Source organism: Nonomuraea cypriaca (genome assembly GCF_015645445.1).
GTDB lineage: Bacteria > Actinomycetota > Actinomycetes > Streptosporangiales > Streptosporangiaceae > Nonomuraea > Nonomuraea cypriaca.
The window spans coordinates 1-17,807 of sequence record NZ_JADOGI010000211.1 but is presented as its reverse complement, the minus strand read 5'-3'; the positions used below and the strand labels follow the sequence as shown (position 1 = coordinate 17,807).

General features: G+C 70.8%; 23 protein-coding genes, 1 pseudogene and 1 riboswitch. Of the genes and pseudogenes, 15 read left to right on the top strand and 9 right to left on the bottom strand.

Annotated features, from left to right (window positions below; translation table 11 throughout):
* The coding region (locus tag ITP53_RS43660; RefSeq protein WP_195901354.1) for an aminotransferase class I/II-fold pyridoxal phosphate-dependent enzyme at nt 1-1,115 on the bottom strand (1,115 nt) is incomplete at its 3' end.
* Between the two features lie 170 nt (nt 1,116-1,285).
* On the opposite strand from ITP53_RS43660, the gene ITP53_RS43655 reads away from it, so the two are divergent.
* Genes ITP53_RS43655 through ITP53_RS43635 form a run of 6 tightly spaced genes read left to right on the top strand, consistent with a single transcriptional unit; the run spans nt 1,286 to nt 5,558 of the window.
* Nucleotides 1,286-2,173, top strand: a complete 888-nt coding sequence (locus ITP53_RS43655; RefSeq protein ID WP_207757261.1) for a substrate-binding domain-containing protein — start codon at nt 1,286-1,288, stop codon at nt 2,171-2,173.
* Complete coding sequence (locus ITP53_RS43650; protein ID WP_195901352.1) at nt 2,170-2,970, top strand: carbon-nitrogen hydrolase family protein; 801 nt, start codon at nt 2,170-2,172, stop codon at nt 2,968-2,970. Before ITP53_RS43655 ends, ITP53_RS43650 begins: the two co-directional genes overlap by 4 nt.
* Nucleotides 2,963-3,886: an ABC transporter substrate-binding protein gene (locus ITP53_RS43645; protein ID WP_195901351.1), complete on the top strand. Its 924-nt coding sequence runs from the start codon at nt 2,963-2,965 to the stop codon at nt 3,884-3,886. The genes ITP53_RS43650 and ITP53_RS43645 overlap by 8 nt, the downstream gene beginning before the upstream one ends.
* A gap of 2 nt (nt 3,887-3,888) precedes the next feature.
* On the top strand, nt 3,889-4,188 hold the full coding sequence (locus ITP53_RS58505) for a hypothetical protein (RefSeq protein WP_236051793.1): 300 nt from the start codon (nt 3,889-3,891) through the stop codon (nt 4,186-4,188).
* Between the two features lie 24 nt (nt 4,189-4,212).
* Nucleotides 4,213-4,797 carry an amino acid ABC transporter permease gene (locus tag ITP53_RS58500; protein ID WP_407941388.1) on the top strand — a complete coding sequence of 195 codons (585 nt, stop codon included), beginning with the start codon at nt 4,213-4,215 and terminating at the stop codon, nt 4,795-4,797.
* Nucleotides 4,798-4,805: 8 nt separating this feature from the next.
* Nucleotides 4,806-5,558 (top strand): amino acid ABC transporter ATP-binding protein, encoded by a 753-nt coding sequence (locus tag ITP53_RS43635; RefSeq protein ID WP_195901356.1) that lies wholly within the window; start codon nt 4,806-4,808, stop codon nt 5,556-5,558.
* Nucleotides 5,559-5,575: 17 nt separating this feature from the next.
* Here ITP53_RS43635 and ITP53_RS43630 read toward each other — a convergent pair whose 3' ends face one another.
* Nucleotides 5,576-6,127 carry a TetR/AcrR family transcriptional regulator gene (locus ITP53_RS43630; protein ID WP_195901350.1) on the bottom strand — a complete coding sequence of 184 codons (552 nt, stop codon included), beginning with the start codon at nt 6,125-6,127 and terminating at the stop codon, nt 5,576-5,578.
* Between the two features lie 88 nt (nt 6,128-6,215).
* Between ITP53_RS43630 and ITP53_RS43625 the strand changes: the two genes are divergently transcribed.
* Entirely contained in the window at nt 6,216-6,638 is a 423-nt protein-coding gene (locus ITP53_RS43625; RefSeq protein ID WP_195901349.1) for a nuclear transport factor 2 family protein, read from the top strand.
* Between the two features lie 64 nt (nt 6,639-6,702).
* Here the strand turns inward: ITP53_RS43625 and ITP53_RS43620 are convergent, their stop codons facing one another.
* The 4 genes and pseudogenes from ITP53_RS43620 to ITP53_RS61500 form a co-directional block, all read right to left on the bottom strand.
* Nucleotides 6,703-8,916 carry a xanthine dehydrogenase family protein molybdopterin-binding subunit gene (locus ITP53_RS43620; RefSeq protein ID WP_195901348.1) on the bottom strand — a complete coding sequence of 738 codons (2,214 nt, stop codon included), beginning with the start codon at nt 8,914-8,916 and terminating at the stop codon, nt 6,703-6,705.
* The gene (locus ITP53_RS43615; RefSeq protein WP_195901347.1) at nt 8,913-9,893 is read right to left on the bottom strand and encodes an FAD binding domain-containing protein; all 981 of its coding nucleotides are present in this window, start codon (nt 9,891-9,893) and stop codon (nt 8,913-8,915) included. The genes ITP53_RS43620 and ITP53_RS43615 overlap by 4 nt, the downstream gene beginning before the upstream one ends.
* Nucleotide 9,894: 1 nt before the next feature.
* Nucleotides 9,895-10,545: a (2Fe-2S)-binding protein gene (locus ITP53_RS43610; RefSeq protein ID WP_195901346.1), complete on the bottom strand. Its 651-nt coding sequence runs from the start codon at nt 10,543-10,545 to the stop codon at nt 9,895-9,897.
* A gap of 253 nt (nt 10,546-10,798) precedes the next feature.
* A pseudogene (locus ITP53_RS61500) lies at nt 10,799-11,053 on the bottom strand (alcohol dehydrogenase catalytic domain-containing protein); the annotation flags it as partial.
* A 170-nt stretch (nt 11,054-11,223) separates the two neighbouring features.
* On the opposite strand from ITP53_RS61500, the gene ITP53_RS43600 reads away from it, so the two are divergent.
* The 5 genes from ITP53_RS43600 (at nt 11,224) to ITP53_RS56460 (ending at nt 13,416) form a co-directional block, all read left to right on the top strand.
* Nucleotides 11,224-12,123, top strand: a complete 900-nt coding sequence (locus ITP53_RS43600; protein ID WP_195901345.1) for a helix-turn-helix transcriptional regulator — start codon at nt 11,224-11,226, stop codon at nt 12,121-12,123.
* Nucleotides 12,124-12,155: 32 nt separating this feature from the next.
* Nucleotides 12,156-12,278 carry a hypothetical protein gene (locus ITP53_RS59770; protein WP_268961357.1) on the top strand — a complete coding sequence of 41 codons (123 nt, stop codon included), beginning with the start codon at nt 12,156-12,158 and terminating at the stop codon, nt 12,276-12,278.
* Between the two features lie 38 nt (nt 12,279-12,316).
* Nucleotides 12,317-13,015: a B3/B4 domain-containing protein gene (locus ITP53_RS58495; RefSeq protein WP_195901344.1), complete on the top strand. Its 699-nt coding sequence runs from the start codon at nt 12,317-12,319 to the stop codon at nt 13,013-13,015.
* A gap of 93 nt (nt 13,016-13,108) precedes the next feature.
* Entirely contained in the window at nt 13,109-13,255 is a 147-nt protein-coding gene (locus tag ITP53_RS56465; protein WP_207757260.1) for a hypothetical protein, read from the top strand.
* On the top strand, nt 13,252-13,416 hold the full coding sequence (locus ITP53_RS56460; protein WP_207757259.1) for a hypothetical protein: 165 nt from the start codon (nt 13,252-13,254) through the stop codon (nt 13,414-13,416). Before ITP53_RS56465 ends, ITP53_RS56460 begins: the two co-directional genes overlap by 4 nt.
* A 3-nt stretch (nt 13,417-13,419) precedes the next feature.
* On the opposite strand, the gene ITP53_RS43585 is transcribed toward ITP53_RS56460, so the two are convergent.
* Nucleotides 13,420-13,776, bottom strand: coding sequence for a DUF488 domain-containing protein (locus ITP53_RS43585; protein WP_195901343.1), 357 nt, complete (start codon nt 13,774-13,776; stop codon nt 13,420-13,422).
* A gap of 147 nt (nt 13,777-13,923) precedes the next feature.
* On the opposite strand from ITP53_RS43585, the gene ITP53_RS43580 reads away from it, so the two are divergent.
* The 3 genes from ITP53_RS43580 (at nt 13,924) to ITP53_RS43570 (ending at nt 15,980) form a co-directional block, all read left to right on the top strand.
* The gene (locus ITP53_RS43580) at nt 13,924-14,820 is read left to right on the top strand and encodes an NAD(P)H-binding protein (RefSeq protein ID WP_328817681.1); all 897 of its coding nucleotides are present in this window, start codon (nt 13,924-13,926) and stop codon (nt 14,818-14,820) included.
* Nucleotides 14,817-15,653 (top strand): NAD(P)H-binding protein, encoded by an 837-nt coding sequence (locus ITP53_RS43575; protein WP_195901342.1) that lies wholly within the window; start codon nt 14,817-14,819, stop codon nt 15,651-15,653. Before ITP53_RS43580 ends, ITP53_RS43575 begins: the two co-directional genes overlap by 4 nt.
* 90 nt (nt 15,654-15,743) lie before the next feature.
* Entirely contained in the window at nt 15,744-15,980 is a 237-nt protein-coding gene (locus ITP53_RS43570) for a GntR family transcriptional regulator (protein WP_195901341.1), read from the top strand.
* 67 nt (nt 15,981-16,047) lie between these two features.
* On the opposite strand, the gene ITP53_RS43565 is transcribed toward ITP53_RS43570, so the two are convergent.
* Complete coding sequence (locus ITP53_RS43565) at nt 16,048-16,800, bottom strand: glycoside hydrolase family 25 protein (RefSeq protein ID WP_195901340.1); 753 nt, start codon at nt 16,798-16,800, stop codon at nt 16,048-16,050.
* A 12-nt stretch (nt 16,801-16,812) separates the two neighbouring features.
* A riboswitch (cyclic di-AMP (ydaO/yuaA leader) is annotated at nt 16,813-16,957 on the bottom strand.
* A gap of 236 nt (nt 16,958-17,193) precedes the next feature.
* The coding region (locus tag ITP53_RS43560; RefSeq protein WP_207757257.1) for a hypothetical protein at nt 17,194-17,807 on the bottom strand (614 nt) is incomplete at its 5' end.

Sequence of the window (17,807 nt, the reverse complement as noted above, 5' to 3'; positions counted from 1 at the left end):
CCCGTACGCACGCCGCGGTCGGCCAGCGCCGCGGCCAGCCGCGCGCGGCGGCCGGCGTAGAGCCCGCGGGCGTGCTCGACGCGGGCGCGCACCTCCGCGTCGCCGAGCAGGTGGGCCAGCGTGTCCTGGAGGATCCTGCTGGTCCAGCCGGTGCCGAAGCTGCGCAGCACGCGTACCCGCTCCACCGCCTCCGCCGCCCCGCCGATGACCGCGATGCGCAGGTCGGGCCCGTGGGACTTGGAGTACGACCTGACCAGCACCGTACGGTCGGGAAAACGCGTCCCCATGCTGACCATGGGGGAGACGGACAGTTCGCCGATCCCGTCGTCCTCGACGACGAGGGTCGGCGTGGGCTCCAGCAGGGCGGCCAGTTCGGCGGACCGCCCGGGGGTCACGGCGTGGCCGCAGGGCGACTGGCCGCGCGGCTGGTAGACGAACGCCACCGGCCTTGCCCGCAACGCCTTGGCCAGCGCGCCGGGCAGCGGCCCCTCCTCGTCGCAGGCGACCGGGATGATCTGTACGCCGATCGTCTCCAGGATGTCCAGCAGCCGGGCCGCGGTCGGCTCCTCGATCGCGATCCTGTCGCCCGGCAGCGCCGTCGTCTGGCAGAGCAGCTGGACCGCCTCGTACCCGCCGCCGACCGCGAGCCAGCCGCGCGCGGGGAACGGCCAGTCCGGCTCGACGGCGGCGCGCAGGCGCGGCGTGATCGTCTCGCGCGTGTAGTCGTTGAGCCGGTCCGTGTGGGCGGCCGCGACCAGCGCGGCCTCCAGCGGCGGTAGCAGGGCCGGGTCGGGCGAGGCGATCGCGAGGTCGATGGCCAGGCGGTCGCCGAAGTGGCCGATGCGCTCGTACCGGATGGGGCGCGGCACGTCGGGCGGGCCGAGCACCACCGTGCCCCTGCGGCGATCCGTGTGGATCATCCCGTGCCTGCGCAGCTCGGACCACGCTTCCGCGACGGTTCCCGAGCTGACCCGCAGCTCCCTGGCCAGGCTCCGGACCGTGGGCAGGCGCGTCCGCGCCGTCACCGTCCCGTCCCTGATCAGGTCGGTCAGGGTCGCGGCGATGCCGCGCGCGCTCGGTTCGCCGATCCGTTCCGCCAGCCATGCGGCCTCCACGCGGCCCCCCATTGATCGATCCGTAAATCTTTGTTCAGCAACAAAGATCATCTTGTGTGGTTCGTTTGCCTGAACATATGGTTTCAGGCAATTCGCGGCAACTGACATCGTTTGGGGGGTTTGTGGCGAACATTCGGCTTGCGCTACGGGATTGGGATCATCTCGTGCCCGTGGCGACAGGGAATGTCCGGCCGGAGGGCTTCGAGCTGGATCTCGAATCCCGCGCCGTCACGCCCGACGTCCTGGCCGAGCCCGGCCTGGACGGCGGCGAGACCTCCTTCAGCAGGTACGTCCTCGGCCGCGCCATGGGCGACGACCGGCTGGTCGGCCTGCCCGTCTTCGTGATGCGCGGCTTCAGGCACCGCTGCGTCCTCGTCCGCCGCGACAGCGAGCTGACCTCGCTGGAGGAGCTCAAGGGCGCGCGCGTCGGCCTCACCGGCTGGCCCGACTCGGGCAACACCTGGACCAGGGCCCTGCTGCGGGCCGCGGGCGTGGACCTCGGCGGCGTCACCTGGACGGTGGGCCCGCTGGTCGCCGGCGAGACGGGCAAGGACCGAACCGGCCCGCTCCCGTTCCCGGAGAACGTCTCCCTGACCGGCGACGGCCTCGCGGAAGGGCTGGCGGCCGGCCGGTACGACGCCATCATGACCCCGTTCATGCCGGCGGAGTTCTTCACCGGGGAGAGCCGCTTCCGGCACCTCCTGCCCGACCACCGCGCCGCCGAGCTCGCCTACTACCGGCGGACCGGCTTCGTCCCCGGCATCCACCTGGTGACGCTCAAGCGCGAGAGCTTCGAGCGTCATCCCTGGCTGCCGCGGGCCGTGCAGGACCTGTTCGAGCGGTCCAAGCGGCACTGGCTGGCCAGGCGGCGGCTGCTCGCCGACACCACGCCGTGGCTGCTCGACGACCTCACCTCGACGGCCAGGACCTTCGGCGAGGACTGGATGCCGTACGGCACCGCCCCCAACACCGCCATGACCGCCGCGTTCTGCGAGGAACTCCACGCCCAGGGGATCTCGCCCCGCCGCATCACCGCCGAGGAGGTCTTCGACCAATGAGAATCGCCGTGGGGCAGTTCGCGTCCGAGGAGGACTGGACCGCCAACCTCAAGACCTGCCGTGACCTGGTCGACCGCTCCGTGGCGGGCGGCGCCGACCTGCTGGTCCTGCCCGAGGGGTCGCTGTCGCTGTTCGTCGACGAGCCCGCCCGCATCAGGGAGGCCGCGCAGCCGCTGGACGGGCCGTTCGTCAGCGGGCTGGTCGAACGCACGCTCGGCACCTCCACCACCGTGATCGCCGGCGTGCACACCCCCGCCCCCGACGGCCGGGTGTCCAACGTCCTGGTGGCCGCCAGGGACGGGGAGATCGTCGCCACCTACACCAAGCTGCACCTGTACGACGCCTTCGGCCGCCGCGAGTCCGACAACGTCGTCCCCGGCACGAACGCGCCGGTCGTGTTCGACTGCGCCGGCTGGAAGGTCGGCATGATGACCTGCTACGACGTACGTTTCCCCGAACTGGCCAGGCTGCTGGCCGACCAGGGCGCGCAGGTGATCGCGCTGCCCACCGCGTGGGTGCGCGGACCGGCCAAGGAATGGCACTGGGAGGTCATGGTGACCGCCCGCGCCCTGGAGAACACCTGCTACGTCGCCGCCTCCGGTGAATGCGGCAGGCGCAACATCGGGGCCAGCATGATCGTCGACCCGCTCGGCGTCACCCGGGCCCGTCTCGGCGCCGATCCGGGCCTGCTGTGGGCCGACGCCTCGGCGGACGACCTCGCCGCCGCCCGCCGCACCCTGCCCGTCCTCGAGAACCGGCGCTTCGCCGTCGACCCACGATTGGAGCGACATGTCTAAGTACGCGACGGCCGCCCTGCTCGGCGCCGCACTTCTGCTGGCCGGCTGCGGCGCCAACCCGGAGGAAGCCGAGGGTGTCCTGACCTCCCAGGAGCCCGGCGCCGGCGCCGCCGCGCAGGCAAAGGACCAGGCACTGTACGCCCGCCTGCCGGAGAAGGTGAAGACCGCGGGCAAGCTGGTCTCGGTGAACAACGGCTCGTTCCCGCCGTACGAGATCGCCGGAGCGGACGGCAGGTCCCTGACCGGCGCCGCCGCGGACATGTCCGAGGCGCTCGGCCAGCTGCTCGGCGTCAAGATCGAGCACGTCACCGTGGACGGCCTGCCCAGCTCGCTCACCGGCATCGCCTCCGGCCGCTACGACTTCGCCATCGGCCCGGTCGGCGACTTCCGCGACCGGCAGAAGTCCAACGACTTCGTCGACTGGGTCAAGGAGTACGTCGTCTTCGCCGTGCCGAAGGGCAACCCGGACAAGATCGGCTCGGTCGAGGACACGTGCGGGCTGAAGATCTCGGTCATGGCCGGTGGCTCGGCCGAGAGCGTGATCAAGGGCCAGTCCGAGACGTGTGCCAAGGAGGGCAAGCCGAAGATCGGCGTGCAGTCGTACAAGGACCAGCCCACCTCGGTGCTGGCGGTCAGCTCCGGGCGGGCGGACGCGTTCTTCTCCTCCCAGGCGCCCCTCACCTACTTCGTCGGCCAGGCAGGCGGCAAGCTGGAGCTGGCCGGCAAGGGGCAGCGCAACGGCTTCGACGACCTCTACCAGGGCGCCGTCGTCGGCAAGGACTCGCCGCTGCGCGACGTGCTCAAGGACGGCATCCAGCAGCTCATGGACAACGGCACCTACGCCAAGATCATGGACAGGTGGGGAACGGGCGACAACAAGATCGACCAGGCCGGCGTGAACCTGGCGAAGTCATGACCTTGCCTGAAGTAGATGTGGCGGGCGCGTCCAGAACCCGCCACCCGCTGCGCTGGGTCGCCTCGATCATCCTGCTCGTGCTCGCCGCGCAGCTCGTGAGCCTGCTGGTCACGAACCCGAACTTCCAGTGGGACGTGGTCGGCAGGTATGTCAACGCGCAGATCATCGGCCAGGGCATCTTCACCACGCTGCTCCTGACCGTGATCGCCATGGCCGTGGGCGTCGTCCTGGGGGTGCTGCTCGCCATCGGCCGCCTGTCGGAGAACCCGGTCGCGCGCGGCGCCTGCGGTCTCTACGTCTAGTTCTTCCGCGGCACGCCGGTGCTGGTGCAGCTCGTGCTCTGGTACAACCTGTCGTACCTGCTGCCGCGGCTGTCGTTCGGCGTCCCGTTCGGCCCGGAGTTCGTCAGCGCCGACACCAACGTGCTCATCACCCCGCTGCTCGCGGCCATTCTCGGCCTCGGGCTGAACGAGGGCGCCTACATGGCGGAGATCATCCGCGGCGGCCTCATGTCGGTGGACCCCGGGCAGACCGAGGCCGCCTCGGCGCTCGGGATGAGCAACGCCCGCACCTTCCGCAGGATCGTGCTGCCCCAGGCGATGCGCTTCATCATCCCGCCGACCGGCAGCCAGGTCATCAGCATGCTGAAGGCCACGTCCCTGGTCAGCGTCATCGCGCTGGCCGACCTGCTCTACACCGTGCAGTCCATCTACAACCGCACCTTCCAGACCATCCCGCTGCTGATCGTCGCCTGCGTGTGGTACCTGCTGATCACCTCGGTCCTGTACGTCGGCCAGTCGTTCATCGAGCGCCACTACGCGCGCGGAGCCACCAGGAACGCCCCGCAGAGCTTCTGGTCCTTCCTGACCTTCCGCCGTCGCCCGCTGCCCCCACCGGAGGTGCCCTCGTGACCGTCCCCATGGTCCACGCCCGCGGCGTACGCAAGCACTTCGGCCAGCTCGAGGTGCTCAAGGGCATCGACCTGGACGTCCAGCCGGGGGAGGTCGTGGTCGTCCTCGGCCCGTCCGGTTCGGGCAAGTCGACGTTCCTGCGCTGCGTGAACCACCTGGAGACCATCGACGGTGGCGCGATCCACGTCGACGGCGACCTGATCGGGTTCGAGTCGTCCGGGGGCAAGGTACGTCACCTGCGCAAGCGCGAGATCACCCGCCAGCGCACGGAGATCGGCATGGTCTTCCAGCAGTTCAACCTCTTCCCGCACTTCACCGTGCTGCAGAACGTCATCGAGGCTCCCGTCGGCGTCCGGGGCGAGCCGCGCGAGCAGGCCAGGGAACGCGCCCACGCGCTCCTGCGCCGGGTGGGGCTGGAGGACAAGGCGGGCAGCTACCCCCGGCAGCTGTCCGGCGGGCAGCAGCAGCGGGTCGCGATCGCCCGCGCGCTGGCCATGCGGCCCAAGCTGATGCTGTTCGACGAGCCGACCAGCGCCCTCGACCCCGAGCTCGTCGGCGAGGTGCTCGCGGTGATGAAGGGCCTGGCCGAGGACGGACTCACCATGATCGTGGTGACCCACGAGATCGGGTTCGCGCGGGAGGTGGCCGATCGGGTGGTGTTCATGGACGGCGGCGTCGTGGTGGAGTCCGGCACGCCGGCCGAGGTGCTGGACAACCCGAGCAGCCCGCGTACGAAGGCGTTCCTCAGCCGCGTGCTCTGACTCGGACGAAGACCGGCTCACGCCCGGAATCCGGCAAAGACGATCTTCAGGGTACGGTTCCGCAGGTCGGGGTCCCAGCCGCCCAGCAAGGCGGCCTGGGAGGTGGCGGCTAGCAGGGCCATCACCTCGTCAGGCCGTACGTCATCGCGGACCGCCCCCGCCTGCTGGGCGCGCCGCAGCAGCGTGCCCACCGACTCCTGGAGCCGCTCCAGCGGTTTGCCCACCCGCACGTCCACGCCGCCGCCCGCCAGCAACTCGGCCACCGTCTTGCGCGCCGCCGCCTCCTCGACCACGTGCGTGAAGAACGCGAACAGCGCCTTCTCCGGATCCCCGCCCTCCGCCAGCGCGTCCGCCTCCTCAGCCAGCCGGGCGAGCAGGCCCTTGACGATCGCGCCGAGCAGGTCGTTCTTCGTGGGGAAGTGCCGGAACACCGTGCCGATCGCGACCCCGGCCCGCGCGGCGACCTCCTCCGTAGAGGCGGCCGCGCCCCGCTCGGCGAAGACGGCCTCGGCGGCGGCCAGGATGCGTTCGCGGTTGCGCCGGGCGTCGGCGCGCAACTGAGCGGTCATCGTGCTCCCGTTGACAACATGAGTGGCGACTCATTATTTTCTGGATTGTGAGTGGTGACTCATATTAATGCTCGGGGAGGAGTTCGCTATGGGTGCGCGCGAGGTTTTCGAGGGGCTGCGGCGGCACATGTCCGGAGAGGACGTCGACGGGCTGTGGGCGGAGGACGTCGTCGTGGAGACGCCGTTCGCGCCGCCCGGCAGGCCGCGCCGCGTCGAGGGGCGCGACCGGTTCCTGGAGATCGCCCGCGCCGGACGGGCCGCGCTGCCGTTCCGGCTGGAGACGGGCGAGGTCACGGTCCATGACACCGCCGACCCCGACCTGATCATCGTCGAGTACGACCTGGGCGCCACGCTCCCCGGCACCGGCGAGCGCGTGTCGGCGCCCTTCATCGGCGTGCTCCGGGTGCGGGACGGGCAGATCGTGCTCTGGCGCGAATACCAGGACGTCCTGGCGGTGGCCGCCGCGACCGGCCGCCTCCCCGACCTCGTCGCCGGCCTCTCGACCGCCTGACCGCGAGCGCCCGGCCACCCGGAGGCCACCGTGCAGGTGCGCCTGGAAGGACCTCCGCCCGGCATCACAGGAGGGCTTCGATGGTGATGGGGAGGTTGCGGATGCGGCGGCCGGTGGCGTGGTAGACGGCGTTGGCGATGGCGGGCGCCACGCCGACGATCACGACCTCGGCCAAGCCCTTGACGCCGATGGGGTCGGCGGTGCGGTCGTCGCCGCCCAGGTAGACGGCGTTGACGTCCGGGACGTCGGCGTTGACGGGGACGAGGTAGTCGGCCAGGTTGGCGTTGACGATGCGGCCGTCGCGGGGGTCGGTGACGGTGTGCTCCAGCAGGGCCATGCCGATGCCGCCGACCATGCCGCCGATGGCCTGGCTTTCTGCGAGCTTGGGGTTGATGATGCGGCCGGCGTCGTACACGCCGAGCACCCGCCGGATGCGTACCAGGCCGAGGCGTTCGTCGACGGCGACCTGGGCGAACACCGCGCCGTAGGCGTGCGTGGAGAACCGTTCCACCTCGTCGCCGGGGGTGTAGCCGCCGCGCGCCTCCAGGTGGGGGCGGTTGGCGCGGGCCAGCAGCTGCCGGTAGGTCTCGCCGCGTCCGGGGTTGTCGCGCAGGTGCAGGCGGCCGTTCCGCACGGCGACGTCGCCGGCGGAGGCGCCGTGCAGGGGCGAGCCGGGGTCCTCGACGGCGAGCCGGATGGCCTGCAGGCGGAGCTTGTCGCAGGTGTCCTGGACGGCGGAGCCGACGCTGGCCATGGTCATGGAGCCGCCGTGGGGTGGCGCCGGCGGCATGGTGGAGTCGCCGAGCTGGAACCGCACCCTGGGCACGGGGAGGCCGAGGGCGTCGGCGGCGACCTGGGTCATGGAGGTGTAGGTGCCCGGCCCCATGTCGGAGGTCGCGCACTGGACGGTCACGTCGCCGTCGGCGTCGAGTCTGGCCAGGGCCTGGGCCGGGGCGCGCACGGTGTGGTAGGTGGCCACGGCGACGCCGGTGCCGAGCAGCCAGTCGCCGTCGCGGGCCGAGCGCGGCTCGGGATCGCGGTCGTCCCAGCCGACGGTACGGGAGCCGACGCGGAAGCACTCGCGCAGCCGCCGGGTGGAGAACGGTAACCCGGTGCCGGGATCCCGGTCGGGTTCGTTGCGCAGGCGCAGCTCGATCGGGTCCATACCGAGTTCGCAGGCGAGCTCGTCCATGGCGCATTCGATGGCGAACGCGGCGGTGGCCGCCCCCGGGCCGCGCATGTAGGTGGGGGTGTTGATGTCCAGCGGGATCGACCGGTAGGTCTGGCGGACGTTGGGCGTGGCGTACACCATCTGGCCCTGCATGGTCAGCGACTCCCGGTAGTCCTCGTAGGTGGAGGTCTCGGCGCGGATGTCGTGCACGGCCGCGGTGAGCCGGCCGTCCTGGCCGGCGCCGAGGGTGAGGGTGTAGCCGGTGACGGGGCGATGGCCCGTCCCGGTGTACATCTGCTTACGGGTCAGTACGACCTTCACCGGGCGGCGTACCTGGCGGGCGGCCAGCGCGGCGATGGTGACGTGCGGCCAGGCCCGTAGCCCGCTGCCGAACGCGCCGCCGACGAACGGCGAGACGACCCGGATCGACTCGGCCGGGATGCCGAACACGGCGGCGAGGTCGGCCCGGGTGTTGAGGACGTTCTGGGTCTTGTCCCACAGAGTGAGCCGGTCGCCGTCCCAGCGGGCGATGGTGGCGTGCGTCTCCATCGGATTGTGGTGCTCACGCTGGAGCCGGTAGGTCCGTTCCAGCCGGGTGTGCGCCTGCCGCAGCGCAGCCTCGGCGTCGCCCCGCTGATAGTTCTCCGGCTTGTTGGGCGGGCCGGCCGGGGAGGCCAGGTCGGTCGCGGGCCGCTCGCCGTCGTAGGCGACCTTCACCAGACTCGCCGCGTGCTGAGCGACCTCCAGGGTTTCCGCCACCACGACCGCGACCGGCTGGCCGAAGAACCTGACTCGGTCGTCCTGGAAGACCCGCAGCCGCTCTCCCCCTCCCCGAGCGGGATCGGGCACACCCCGGAAGGGCAGGTAGGGCAGTTTCTGCGCGTTCAGATGGCTGATCACCGTGAGCACACCGCGCTGCGCGGCGGCGGCCCGGGTGTCGATCCCGGTGATCCGCCCCCGGCCCACGGTGCTGGTGACGATCACGCCGTGGACGACGCCGCGTACGGTGCCGTGGGCGTCGTGCTCGGCGGCGTAGGCGGCCTGGCCGGTCACCTTCAGCCGCCCGTCCACCCGGGACAGCGGCGTGCCCGCCGCGGGCCGTGTCATCGCGTTCCTCCCACGGTGCGCAGTTGACGTTCGACGGTGCGTTTGAGCAGTTCCGCCTTGAAGCCGTTGTGGCGCAGCGGGCGGGCGCCGTCGGCCGCGACCGCGGCGGCCTCCGCCCACAGCCGGTCCGAGGGTCTGGCGCCGGTCAGCCGCCGCTCCACCGCGGTCAGCCGCCACGGCACCGTGCCCACCCCGCCGGCGGCGACCCGGGCGTCGCGGATGACACCTCCGGTGATGTTCAGCACGACCGCCGCGGACGTCAGCGCGAACTCGTACGACTGCCGGTCGCGAACCTTCAGGTACCCCGATCGCAAGGGGCGCGGATGCGGTGGGATCTCCACCGCGATGATCAGCTCGCCCGGCCGCAGGTCGTGCTCGCGGTCGGGGGTATTGCCCGGCCGCGGCAGGAACTCGGTCAGGGCGAGGCTGCGCTCCCCGTCCGGGCCCAGCAGATGCACGATGGCGTCCAGAGCCGCCAGCGCCACGGCCAGATCGGACGGATGGGTCGCCACGCACGCATCCGACGTGCCCAGGATCGCGTGTGAGCGGTTGTAGCCCTCCAGGGCGGCGCACCCGGACCCGCGTCGCCGCTTGTTGCAGGGGGCACTGACGTCACGGAAGTAGGTGCAGCGGGTGCGCTGCAGGATGTTGCCGCCGATGGTGGCCATGTTCCGCAACTGCGCCGACGCGCTCAGCTCCAGCGCCTGGGCGATCACCGGGTAGGCGGAGCGCACCCGCGAGTCGGCGGCGACGTCGGCCATGCTCGCCAGCGCGCCGATCCGCAGCCCGCCCTGCTCGGTGGCCTGTACGTCGCGCAGCGGCAGGCCGCTGATGTCGACCAGGGTGCCGGGGCGCTCCACCGTCTCGCGCATCAGGTCGACCAGCGTCGTGCCGCCGGCGATGTAGCGGCCGCCGCGCGCCCCGGCCGCGAGCGCGGCACGGGTGTCGGCGGGCTTGGTGTAGGCGAAGGGGTACATGTCAGCTCCTGCCCTCGCGCGCCGCCTGCGCGACCGCATTGACGATCTTGACGTAGCAGCCGCAGCGGCAGACGTTGCCGCTCATCCACTCCCGGATCTCCTCCCGGGAGCCGGTGTGGCTCTCGCGGATGCAGGCCACGCCGGACATGATCTGCCCCGGGGTGCAGTAGCCGCACTGGAAGGCGTCCTGCTCGATGAACGCCCGCTGCAACGCGTGCAGCTCACCCTCGCCTGCGGCCAGGCCCTCGATCGTGGTGACCTCGGCGTCCTGGCACCGCACCGCCAGCGTCAGGCACGCGTTGACGCGGCGGCCGTCCACCAGCACCGTGCACGCGCCGCACGCGCCCTGATCGCAGCCCTTCTTCGTGCCGGGTAAGGCGAGCCGCTCGCGCAGCAGGTCCAGCAGCGACGTGCGGTTGTCGATCGTCACCTGGTGGCGCCGTCCGTTCACCGTCACCGACAGCGCAGCGCTGCTACCGCCGGGTGCCACGACCTGCCCGATCGACGCGCCGGCCCGCTCCGCGGCGAGCGCGGACGCAAGGACGCCGGCTACCACACCACCGGCGGCGGTCGTCGACAGGAAACCCCGCCGGGACACCCCCGGCGGCGCCTGCCCATCGCGGTGGTCTTCGCCAGAGAGCTTGTCAGACATGAATTCCTCACTTCTCCTTCGATCAGCAAGAGGACCGGAAAAAGCGCACCGGCCCTCGTGGATGCCGGGTCAGGGCTGGAGGAGGACCTTGATGGCGAGGCGTTCGTCCATGGCCTTGTAGCCTTCTGCGGCCCGGTCCAGGGGGAGTTCGAGATCGAACACCCTGCCGGGATTGATCGTCCGGTTCCAGATCAGGTCGATCAGCTCGGGCAGGAACCGCCGGACCGGGGCCGGGCCGCCGTGCAGGTGGACCGAACGAGCCGACGACGAACTGGCCGGGCTTGACGGTCTTCACCTCGCTGCCGACCTCCTCGACGACGCCTGCGTACTCATGGCCCATCGCAGTTGGGCCCTTGAGCGGGTCGACGCCACGGTAGGGCCACAGGTCCGTCCCGCAGACACAGGACGCGGACAGCCGGATGATCGCGTCGGTCGGGGCGAGGATCTTCGGGTCCTCCCGCTGCTCCACCCGGACGTCGCCGGGGGCGTGCATCACTACGCCACGCATCGCATGTACTCCCTGGGCCGGTGTTCTCTCAGCGGCCAGTTGACGATCAACCAGCCTCGGGCGAGTGGCCTCCACCAGTACAAGTGCTGGTCAGACAGGGAGGAAGGCACTGGTGAAAGGTGTACTGGCAGGGCACCCCAGGACGGTTGGAGGCGGCCTACCCTGGGAGGGTGGACAACCGCAGCGAGATCCGTGAGTTCCTGACCTCCCGGCGCGGCAGGATCAGCCCACAGCAGGCCGGGTTGCTCTCCTACGGCACCCGGCGGGTCCCCGGACTGCGCCGTGCCGAGGTCGCCCAGTTGGCCGGAGTGAGCGTGGAGTATTACTCCCGCCTGGAACGCGGCGACCTGTCAGGGGTTTCCGACCACGTCCTGGACGCCCTGGCCCGCGCGCTTCGGCTCAACGACGAAGAACGCACCCACCTGGAGGATCTCGCCCGCGCCGCGGGCCCCGGCCCGCGGCGGCGCCGCCGCCCTGCCCCCACCCAGGTACGGCCCTCGGTCCAGTGGCTCCTGGACTCCATGACCGGCTCCCCGGCCTTCGTCAAGAACGGCCGCGGCGACGTCCTGGCCACCAACACCCTTGGCCGCGCCCTGCTCGCGCCCATGTTCGACGCGGCCCGCAGCGCCACCCCCAACCACGCCCGGTTCATCTTCCTCGACCCCCGCTCCCACCAGTTCTGGGGCGACTGGGACCGCGCCGCCGACGTCACCGTCGCCCTCCTGCACGCCCAGGCGGGCCGCGACCCCTACGACAAAGACCTCACCGACCTCATCGGCGAGCTGTCGACCCGCAGCGACGACTTTCGCACCCGCTGGGCCCGCCACGACGTCCGCCAGCACCACCTCGGCAGCAAACCCGTCCACCACCCCGTCGTCGGTCTCCTCCACCTCACCTACGAATCCCTGGACCTGACCACCGACGGCCTCAGCCTGGTCGCCTACAACGCCCAGCCCGCAAGCGATTCCGAAGACAAACTCCGCCTCCTCGCCAGCTGGGCCACCACACCCGACCACGACACGCCGAACGCGGCCGACACACCCGGCGGCGTCCCCGGGGTCCGGGACTGAACGGCCGTCAGGTCGGCGCCACTCTCGGGGTAGTGGTCATGGGCGTCGCCGGGCGGCCCTTGCTGCTGGCGGCCATCCTCACGGCGGCGGCCTGCGCCTGTTACGCGGCGGCGGCCCGCCGTACCCGCGATATCGGCCAGGGGCGAGTATCGTGATCGGTTCCTGCTCTGTGGCTGTGAGGACGAGGTGGCCGGTGCATTTCCAGCATTCTGCCGACATCTGGCGAGACTTCCCTGAGCTCGTACCTGCGGCGATCTTCGCGCGGGGCATCACCGCGGACGTCTCCCTCGACGACCGGCTCGCCCACTTCGGTGAGGTCGCGGCGAAGCGGCTCGCGACCGCCTCGGAAGGCGAACTGCCGGAGATCCAGGCGTGGCGGCGGACGTTCTCCAGGATGGGCCTCAAGCCGACTCAATACCGGTGCGCGTCGGAGTCGCTGCTGCGCCGCTTCAGGAAGGAAGGCGCGCTGCCCCGCCTGCACCCCTTGATCGACCTCTGCAACGCGGTCTCCATCGCGTACGCGATCCCGGTGGCGGTGTTCGACCTCGCCAGGATCTCCGAGTACGTGGAGGTCAGGTACGCGGCCGGCGACGAGACGTACGTGACCTTCGGCGGCGACACCGAGCACCCGGCGCCCGGGGAAGTGATCTTCGCGGACGCGGCGGGGAAGGCGCACGCCCGCCGCTGGACCAACCGCCAGAGCGGCCTCTCGGCCATCCGCGACACGACCACCGACATCCTCATCGTCGCCGAGGCCCTGCACGGCTCGGCCAGGGAGGACGTCGAGTCCCTGACGGCCACGCTCTCTTCCGAACTGATCGCCCTCTGGCCCGCGACCCCCGAGTACGTGCTCCTCCGCCCCTCCACACCCCGGTTCGAGTTCACGCCCTGAGACATGTGCCGGCATGTAGAGAACGGGCGGACGGCTCCGACTTCCTGATGACGGCGGCGCCAGACGGGCGCCGGGAACGCGGGAGGCAGTGAGATGAGCATGGTCACGTGCGACATGGCGATGTCCCTCGACGGCTTCGTGGCAGGACCGAACCAGAGCCTGGACAAGCCGTTCGGCGAGGGAGTGGGGGAGCGCCTGCACCGGTGGATGTTCGATGAGCCCGAGCGGCACGCCACGTGATCGAGGCCATCACCGCGGCCGGAGCCTTCGTCATGGGCCGCAACATCCTCGGGAGAGGCGAGCGGCTGCTCGACAACGTCGGAGACATCACCCTCGAGCCCCTCTGCGACCCCTCGGGCACCGGCCTCGTCAGTCACCTGACGTACCGGGTGATCCGGTAGCGATCATCTCTGGCGGACGTGCTCGAGATGGTCGCGCAGCACCACGGCCTGGTTGTGGTCGGGGTCCTTGGCCGAGTAGAGCAGGGTCACCGGTCCCTTCTCGGCGGCGGTGCGCAGCGGTTGGAGCACTTCGGGATGTTCGGCGAGCTCGGCCCGGTAGCGTTCGGCGAACTCGGCGAACCGCTCGGGACGGTGGCCGAACCACTGGCGCAACTCGTTCGAGGGCGCCACATCCCGCAGCCACCCATCGATGCGCAGATCCTCCTTGCGCACCCCCCGTGGCCACACGCGGTCGACCAGGAACACGGTGCCACGTGCGGGCGCGTGGTCGTAGACGCGCTGAATGATGATCGGTTCCATAACCCATCCCTACCCACTCCGTTGGAACGGTCCATATGCGGGCTCTGCTGGAGGGGCCTAGCATCGGCGGGTCTCAACGCCGCCGCCGCGAAACCACGGTCACGGACGCGACGGCGGCATGTCGCCCCAAGCAAACAGAGGAGTAACGTGACGATTCTAGTGACGGGCGCGACCGGCAACATCGGCCGTCGCGTCGTCGACGGGTTGGTCGGCGCCGGCCAGCGGGTACGCGCCATGGTCCGCGACCCGCGGACGGCCCGCCTCCCGCAGGGAGTGGAGTCAGTCCACGGGGACTTCACGCAACCGGACACCTGGCCGGCCGCGCTGAAGGGAGCCGAGCGGGTCTATGTGTTCCCGTACGCGTATTACACGCCGGAGTCCGCTGGGCTCGGATTCGTGGAGCAGGCGGTCATGGCGGGCGTACGCCGGTTCGTGGTGCATTCGGCGGCGGCCGCCGGGTTCGCCCCGTCGGACGACCTGAGCGCGCTGGGCCGCCACCTGGAGGAAGAACGACAGGCCCATCGCGGGCTGGAGCTCATGGTGGAGGCCACCGGCCGGGAGTGGACGCACGTACGCCCGGGACTACTCGCCGTCAACGCGCTCGGGTGGGCGGAGCGGATCCGCGCCGAGCGTAGGGTCCGCGCGCCATACAGCCGGTCCGGTTATCCCTTGGTCCATGAGGCGGACGTGGCCGATGTGGCGGTCGCGGCGCTGATCACTGACAAGCATCTCGGCGCGGCGTACACGATCACCGGCCCGGCCAAGGTCACCCAGATCGAGCAAGCGGCGGAGATCGGTGCCGCCATCGCGACGGAGGTGCGGTTCGAGGAACTGACCCCCGCGCAGGCCCGCGCCCAGTGGCTCTCCGACGGCTACCCGCCGGAGATGGCCGACTGGATGATCGAGTTGTTGGCCGACGCGGTGGACGGCCCGGGCGCGCTGCCGCCGACCGGCACGTACGAGGAGATCATCGGCCGCCCGCCACGCACGTTCGCCCAGTGGGCAGCCGACCACGCGGGGGACTTCCTTGGGGAGGCGGCATGACCATCCTGGTGACCGGAGCGACCGGGGTCGTGGGCCGCCGGGTCGTCGCCGAACTGCTGCAGGCGGAGCGGCACGTACGTGCCCTGACCCGCAACCCCGCCAGTGCCGCCTTGCCCGGCCAGGTCGAGGTGTGCGAGGGCGATCTGGAAAACCTGGAGTCGCTGCGGGCGGCGCTGGTAGGTGTGGAGCGGCTGTACCTGTTCCCGGTCGCGCAGACGGCCGCCGAGGTCGTCGCGCTGGCCGTGGAGTCGGGGGTACGGCGAATCGTGGACCTGTCGGGGGCCGGGGCCGATGACGAGGCGTTCGAGGGCGGCTACCACGTCAGCGAGCGTGCCGTGGAGGCATCGGGCCTGGATTGGACCCACGTCCGGCCCGGCGAGTTCGCGGGGAACTGGCTGGATTGGGCGCCGTCGATCCGGGCCGAGCGGCTGGTGCGGCGTCCGTACGGCGGGGCGGTGACCCAGCCCACGCACGAGGCCGACGTCGCCGCCGTCGCCGCTGCGGTCCTGCTCCAGGACGGGCACGAGGGACACACGTACACCTTCGCCGGGCCGGAGGCGCTCACCATCGCCCAGCAGGTCGAAGCGATCGGGACAGCACTCGGCGAGCGGGTGCGTCTGGAGGAACAGGATCCGGTGACGGCACGGGACCAGTGGATCGCCGACGGGTATCCCGCAGGGGTGGTTGATTGGCTGTTCGGTATGTGGGCGGAGTCGGCCCGCGACCACGACCCGTTCAACGAGGGGTGGGCTGCCGTGGTCCCCCGTCTCACGGGACGCCAGGGACGGACGTTCGCCGAATGGGCGGTGGAGAACGTGGCGGCGTTCAGGTAATCGCCGAAGGGGGTTGCTCGTCTCCAAGGTGATCGGGCCGCGGAACGAGCCCATGGCCCGGCCCTGGTCGACGGTCCGGCCAGGCCCGGCATGGAAGTACAGCCGGACGCCTATGTGTGGATGCAGGTGGTCGAGGAGATCCGCAGTCGAATCGCGGCTGCGCAATATCGGCGTCGTCAGCCCATCCCTGCCGAGAGGCGGCTTGCTGAGGAGCTCGGTGTGGCGGTCGGCACTGTGCGAAAGGCCGTGGCCCACCTCCGCGATGCCGGAGAGCTCTACACGCTCCCGCAGAAGGGGACGTTCGTCTCGCCGCCAGAGGGCGAATAGCCGCATCTCGCGATCATCTGGTGCATCGCCCGTATGGATCACGGGCGATGCGGTCGGCGGCGCCGGGTCAGGCGGCCTTGCGGCCGAGGTTGCGTAGCTCGTCGGGGGTCAGGACCGAGACGTTCTGGTCGATGGGGGAGTCGGAGTACTGGTGGATGGTCCAGGACTTCCAGTCGGCCGGCGGGGTCACGGTGCCCTTCGGCTTGCTGTACTGGGCGACCCACAGCGGGTACTGGGACAGGCCCTTGCCGTAGGTGTCGGCGAAGTTCCAGCCGCTGTAGAACATCGGGGTGACCCCGGTCTTGGCCTTCACGTGCGACAGCCATGCCTTGGCCCAGGCGTTGACCTCGGCGACGGACTTGCCATCGGCCGACTCCAGGTCCAGCACCAGCAGGTCGCCGGCCTTGGCGGGCTGTGAGTTCACCATGGCCAGGAAGTGGTCGGCCTCGGCGATGGGGTTGTTGCTGGGGTGGCCGAAGTGGTACGCACCGCGCACTATCCCCTTCTTACCCAGCTCCTGCCAGTGCCTGGCGAAGGACTTGTCGCGGAAGGTCGTGCCCTCGGTGGCCTTGATGATGCCGAACTTGGCCGGGCTGGCGTTCCAGTTGTGCGTCGGCTGGTGGTTGGAGACGTCCAGGCCGTACGTGAGCTGCTTGCGCTCATGCTGGGCCGCTGCGGCAGGATGGGCCGCTGCCGCGGGCGCCGGGCCCTGCTCGTCGGTCGTCGCCAGGGCCTGGCCTGTCACGCCCGCCAGTACGGCGGTTCCCGCCAGGAGGGCGCCGGCGGCGGACAGCCTGAGTCGTTTGGTGAAATCGAACACCAGGGGATTTACTCCTTGCTTCCATGTCGCCTACCGGGTTAGCTGACGGGTTCGAGCCTGGAAGTGCTCTACGGAAGGCAGTCTCGGCTGGCGTCCGATTCACCCCGGAAAAGTGGGTCCCCGGCTCCGCGATATGCGGATTAGGCCTGTCAACCTGCGGCAACGGTCCGGCGAGTGCTCGCCCAAGACGGTTTGCCGCAATGCCGTAAAACGTATATAAGCCCTCATAATCATTGCAAGCGTGGCAAATGCCGTCGCAAGGTGTGTGGCCCTGAATAAGCCGTGAATCGCCGTGCCCGTCGGGGTTTCAGGGCTTTGGCAAAGCTTTCGAGCCGGTACGCGATGGCCGGCCCGCGTTCGTGCGAACCCTGGGTCCGTGGCGTGACGGACCGGTCAGTCGTGAACTTCGCCCATGAGCTCGGTGGCGCGGGCCAGGACGTGCTCCGCGCCTCCAGGGGCCACGGGGGTGCGCAGCACCTCGTACTCGGGGCGCCGGTACGCCTCGCGTACGGGCAGATACCCCAGGTAGCCGTTCGTGTAGCCGATCAGCACGGCGGGCCCCGTGGCGGCGCGGTCGAGCCGCACGGCCATATCGAGGTAAGGCTCCGCGCCCAGAGCCACGAGTGACAGCGGGCCGACCCCGGCGACCGACACCGCGCAGGACAGATCGGTGGGAGACGGTTGTACGGCCGCCAGACGGGCCGCCTGGAGTGCGGTCCAGGCCGTGCGGATCGCGACGGGATCGCCGCCCCGCTCCGCCGCGCGCAGCCGTTCCTCCAGAGGGCCGGTCGCCGGCGCGCCGGGTGGTTTGGGGGACAACGGCACCTGTACGCGCCGCACGCGCACCTCCCCGGAGACGGCCGAACGTGCGGGTCGCCGCAGGCCGCGCAGGACGGCGCCGGCCACGAGGGCACCCAGGCGCTCGCACTCCCGCGGCGTCTGCGCACGGCGGTGCGGGCGCGTGCTGACGTCACCCGCCGCCCCGGTGGCGACCACCACCCACGCAC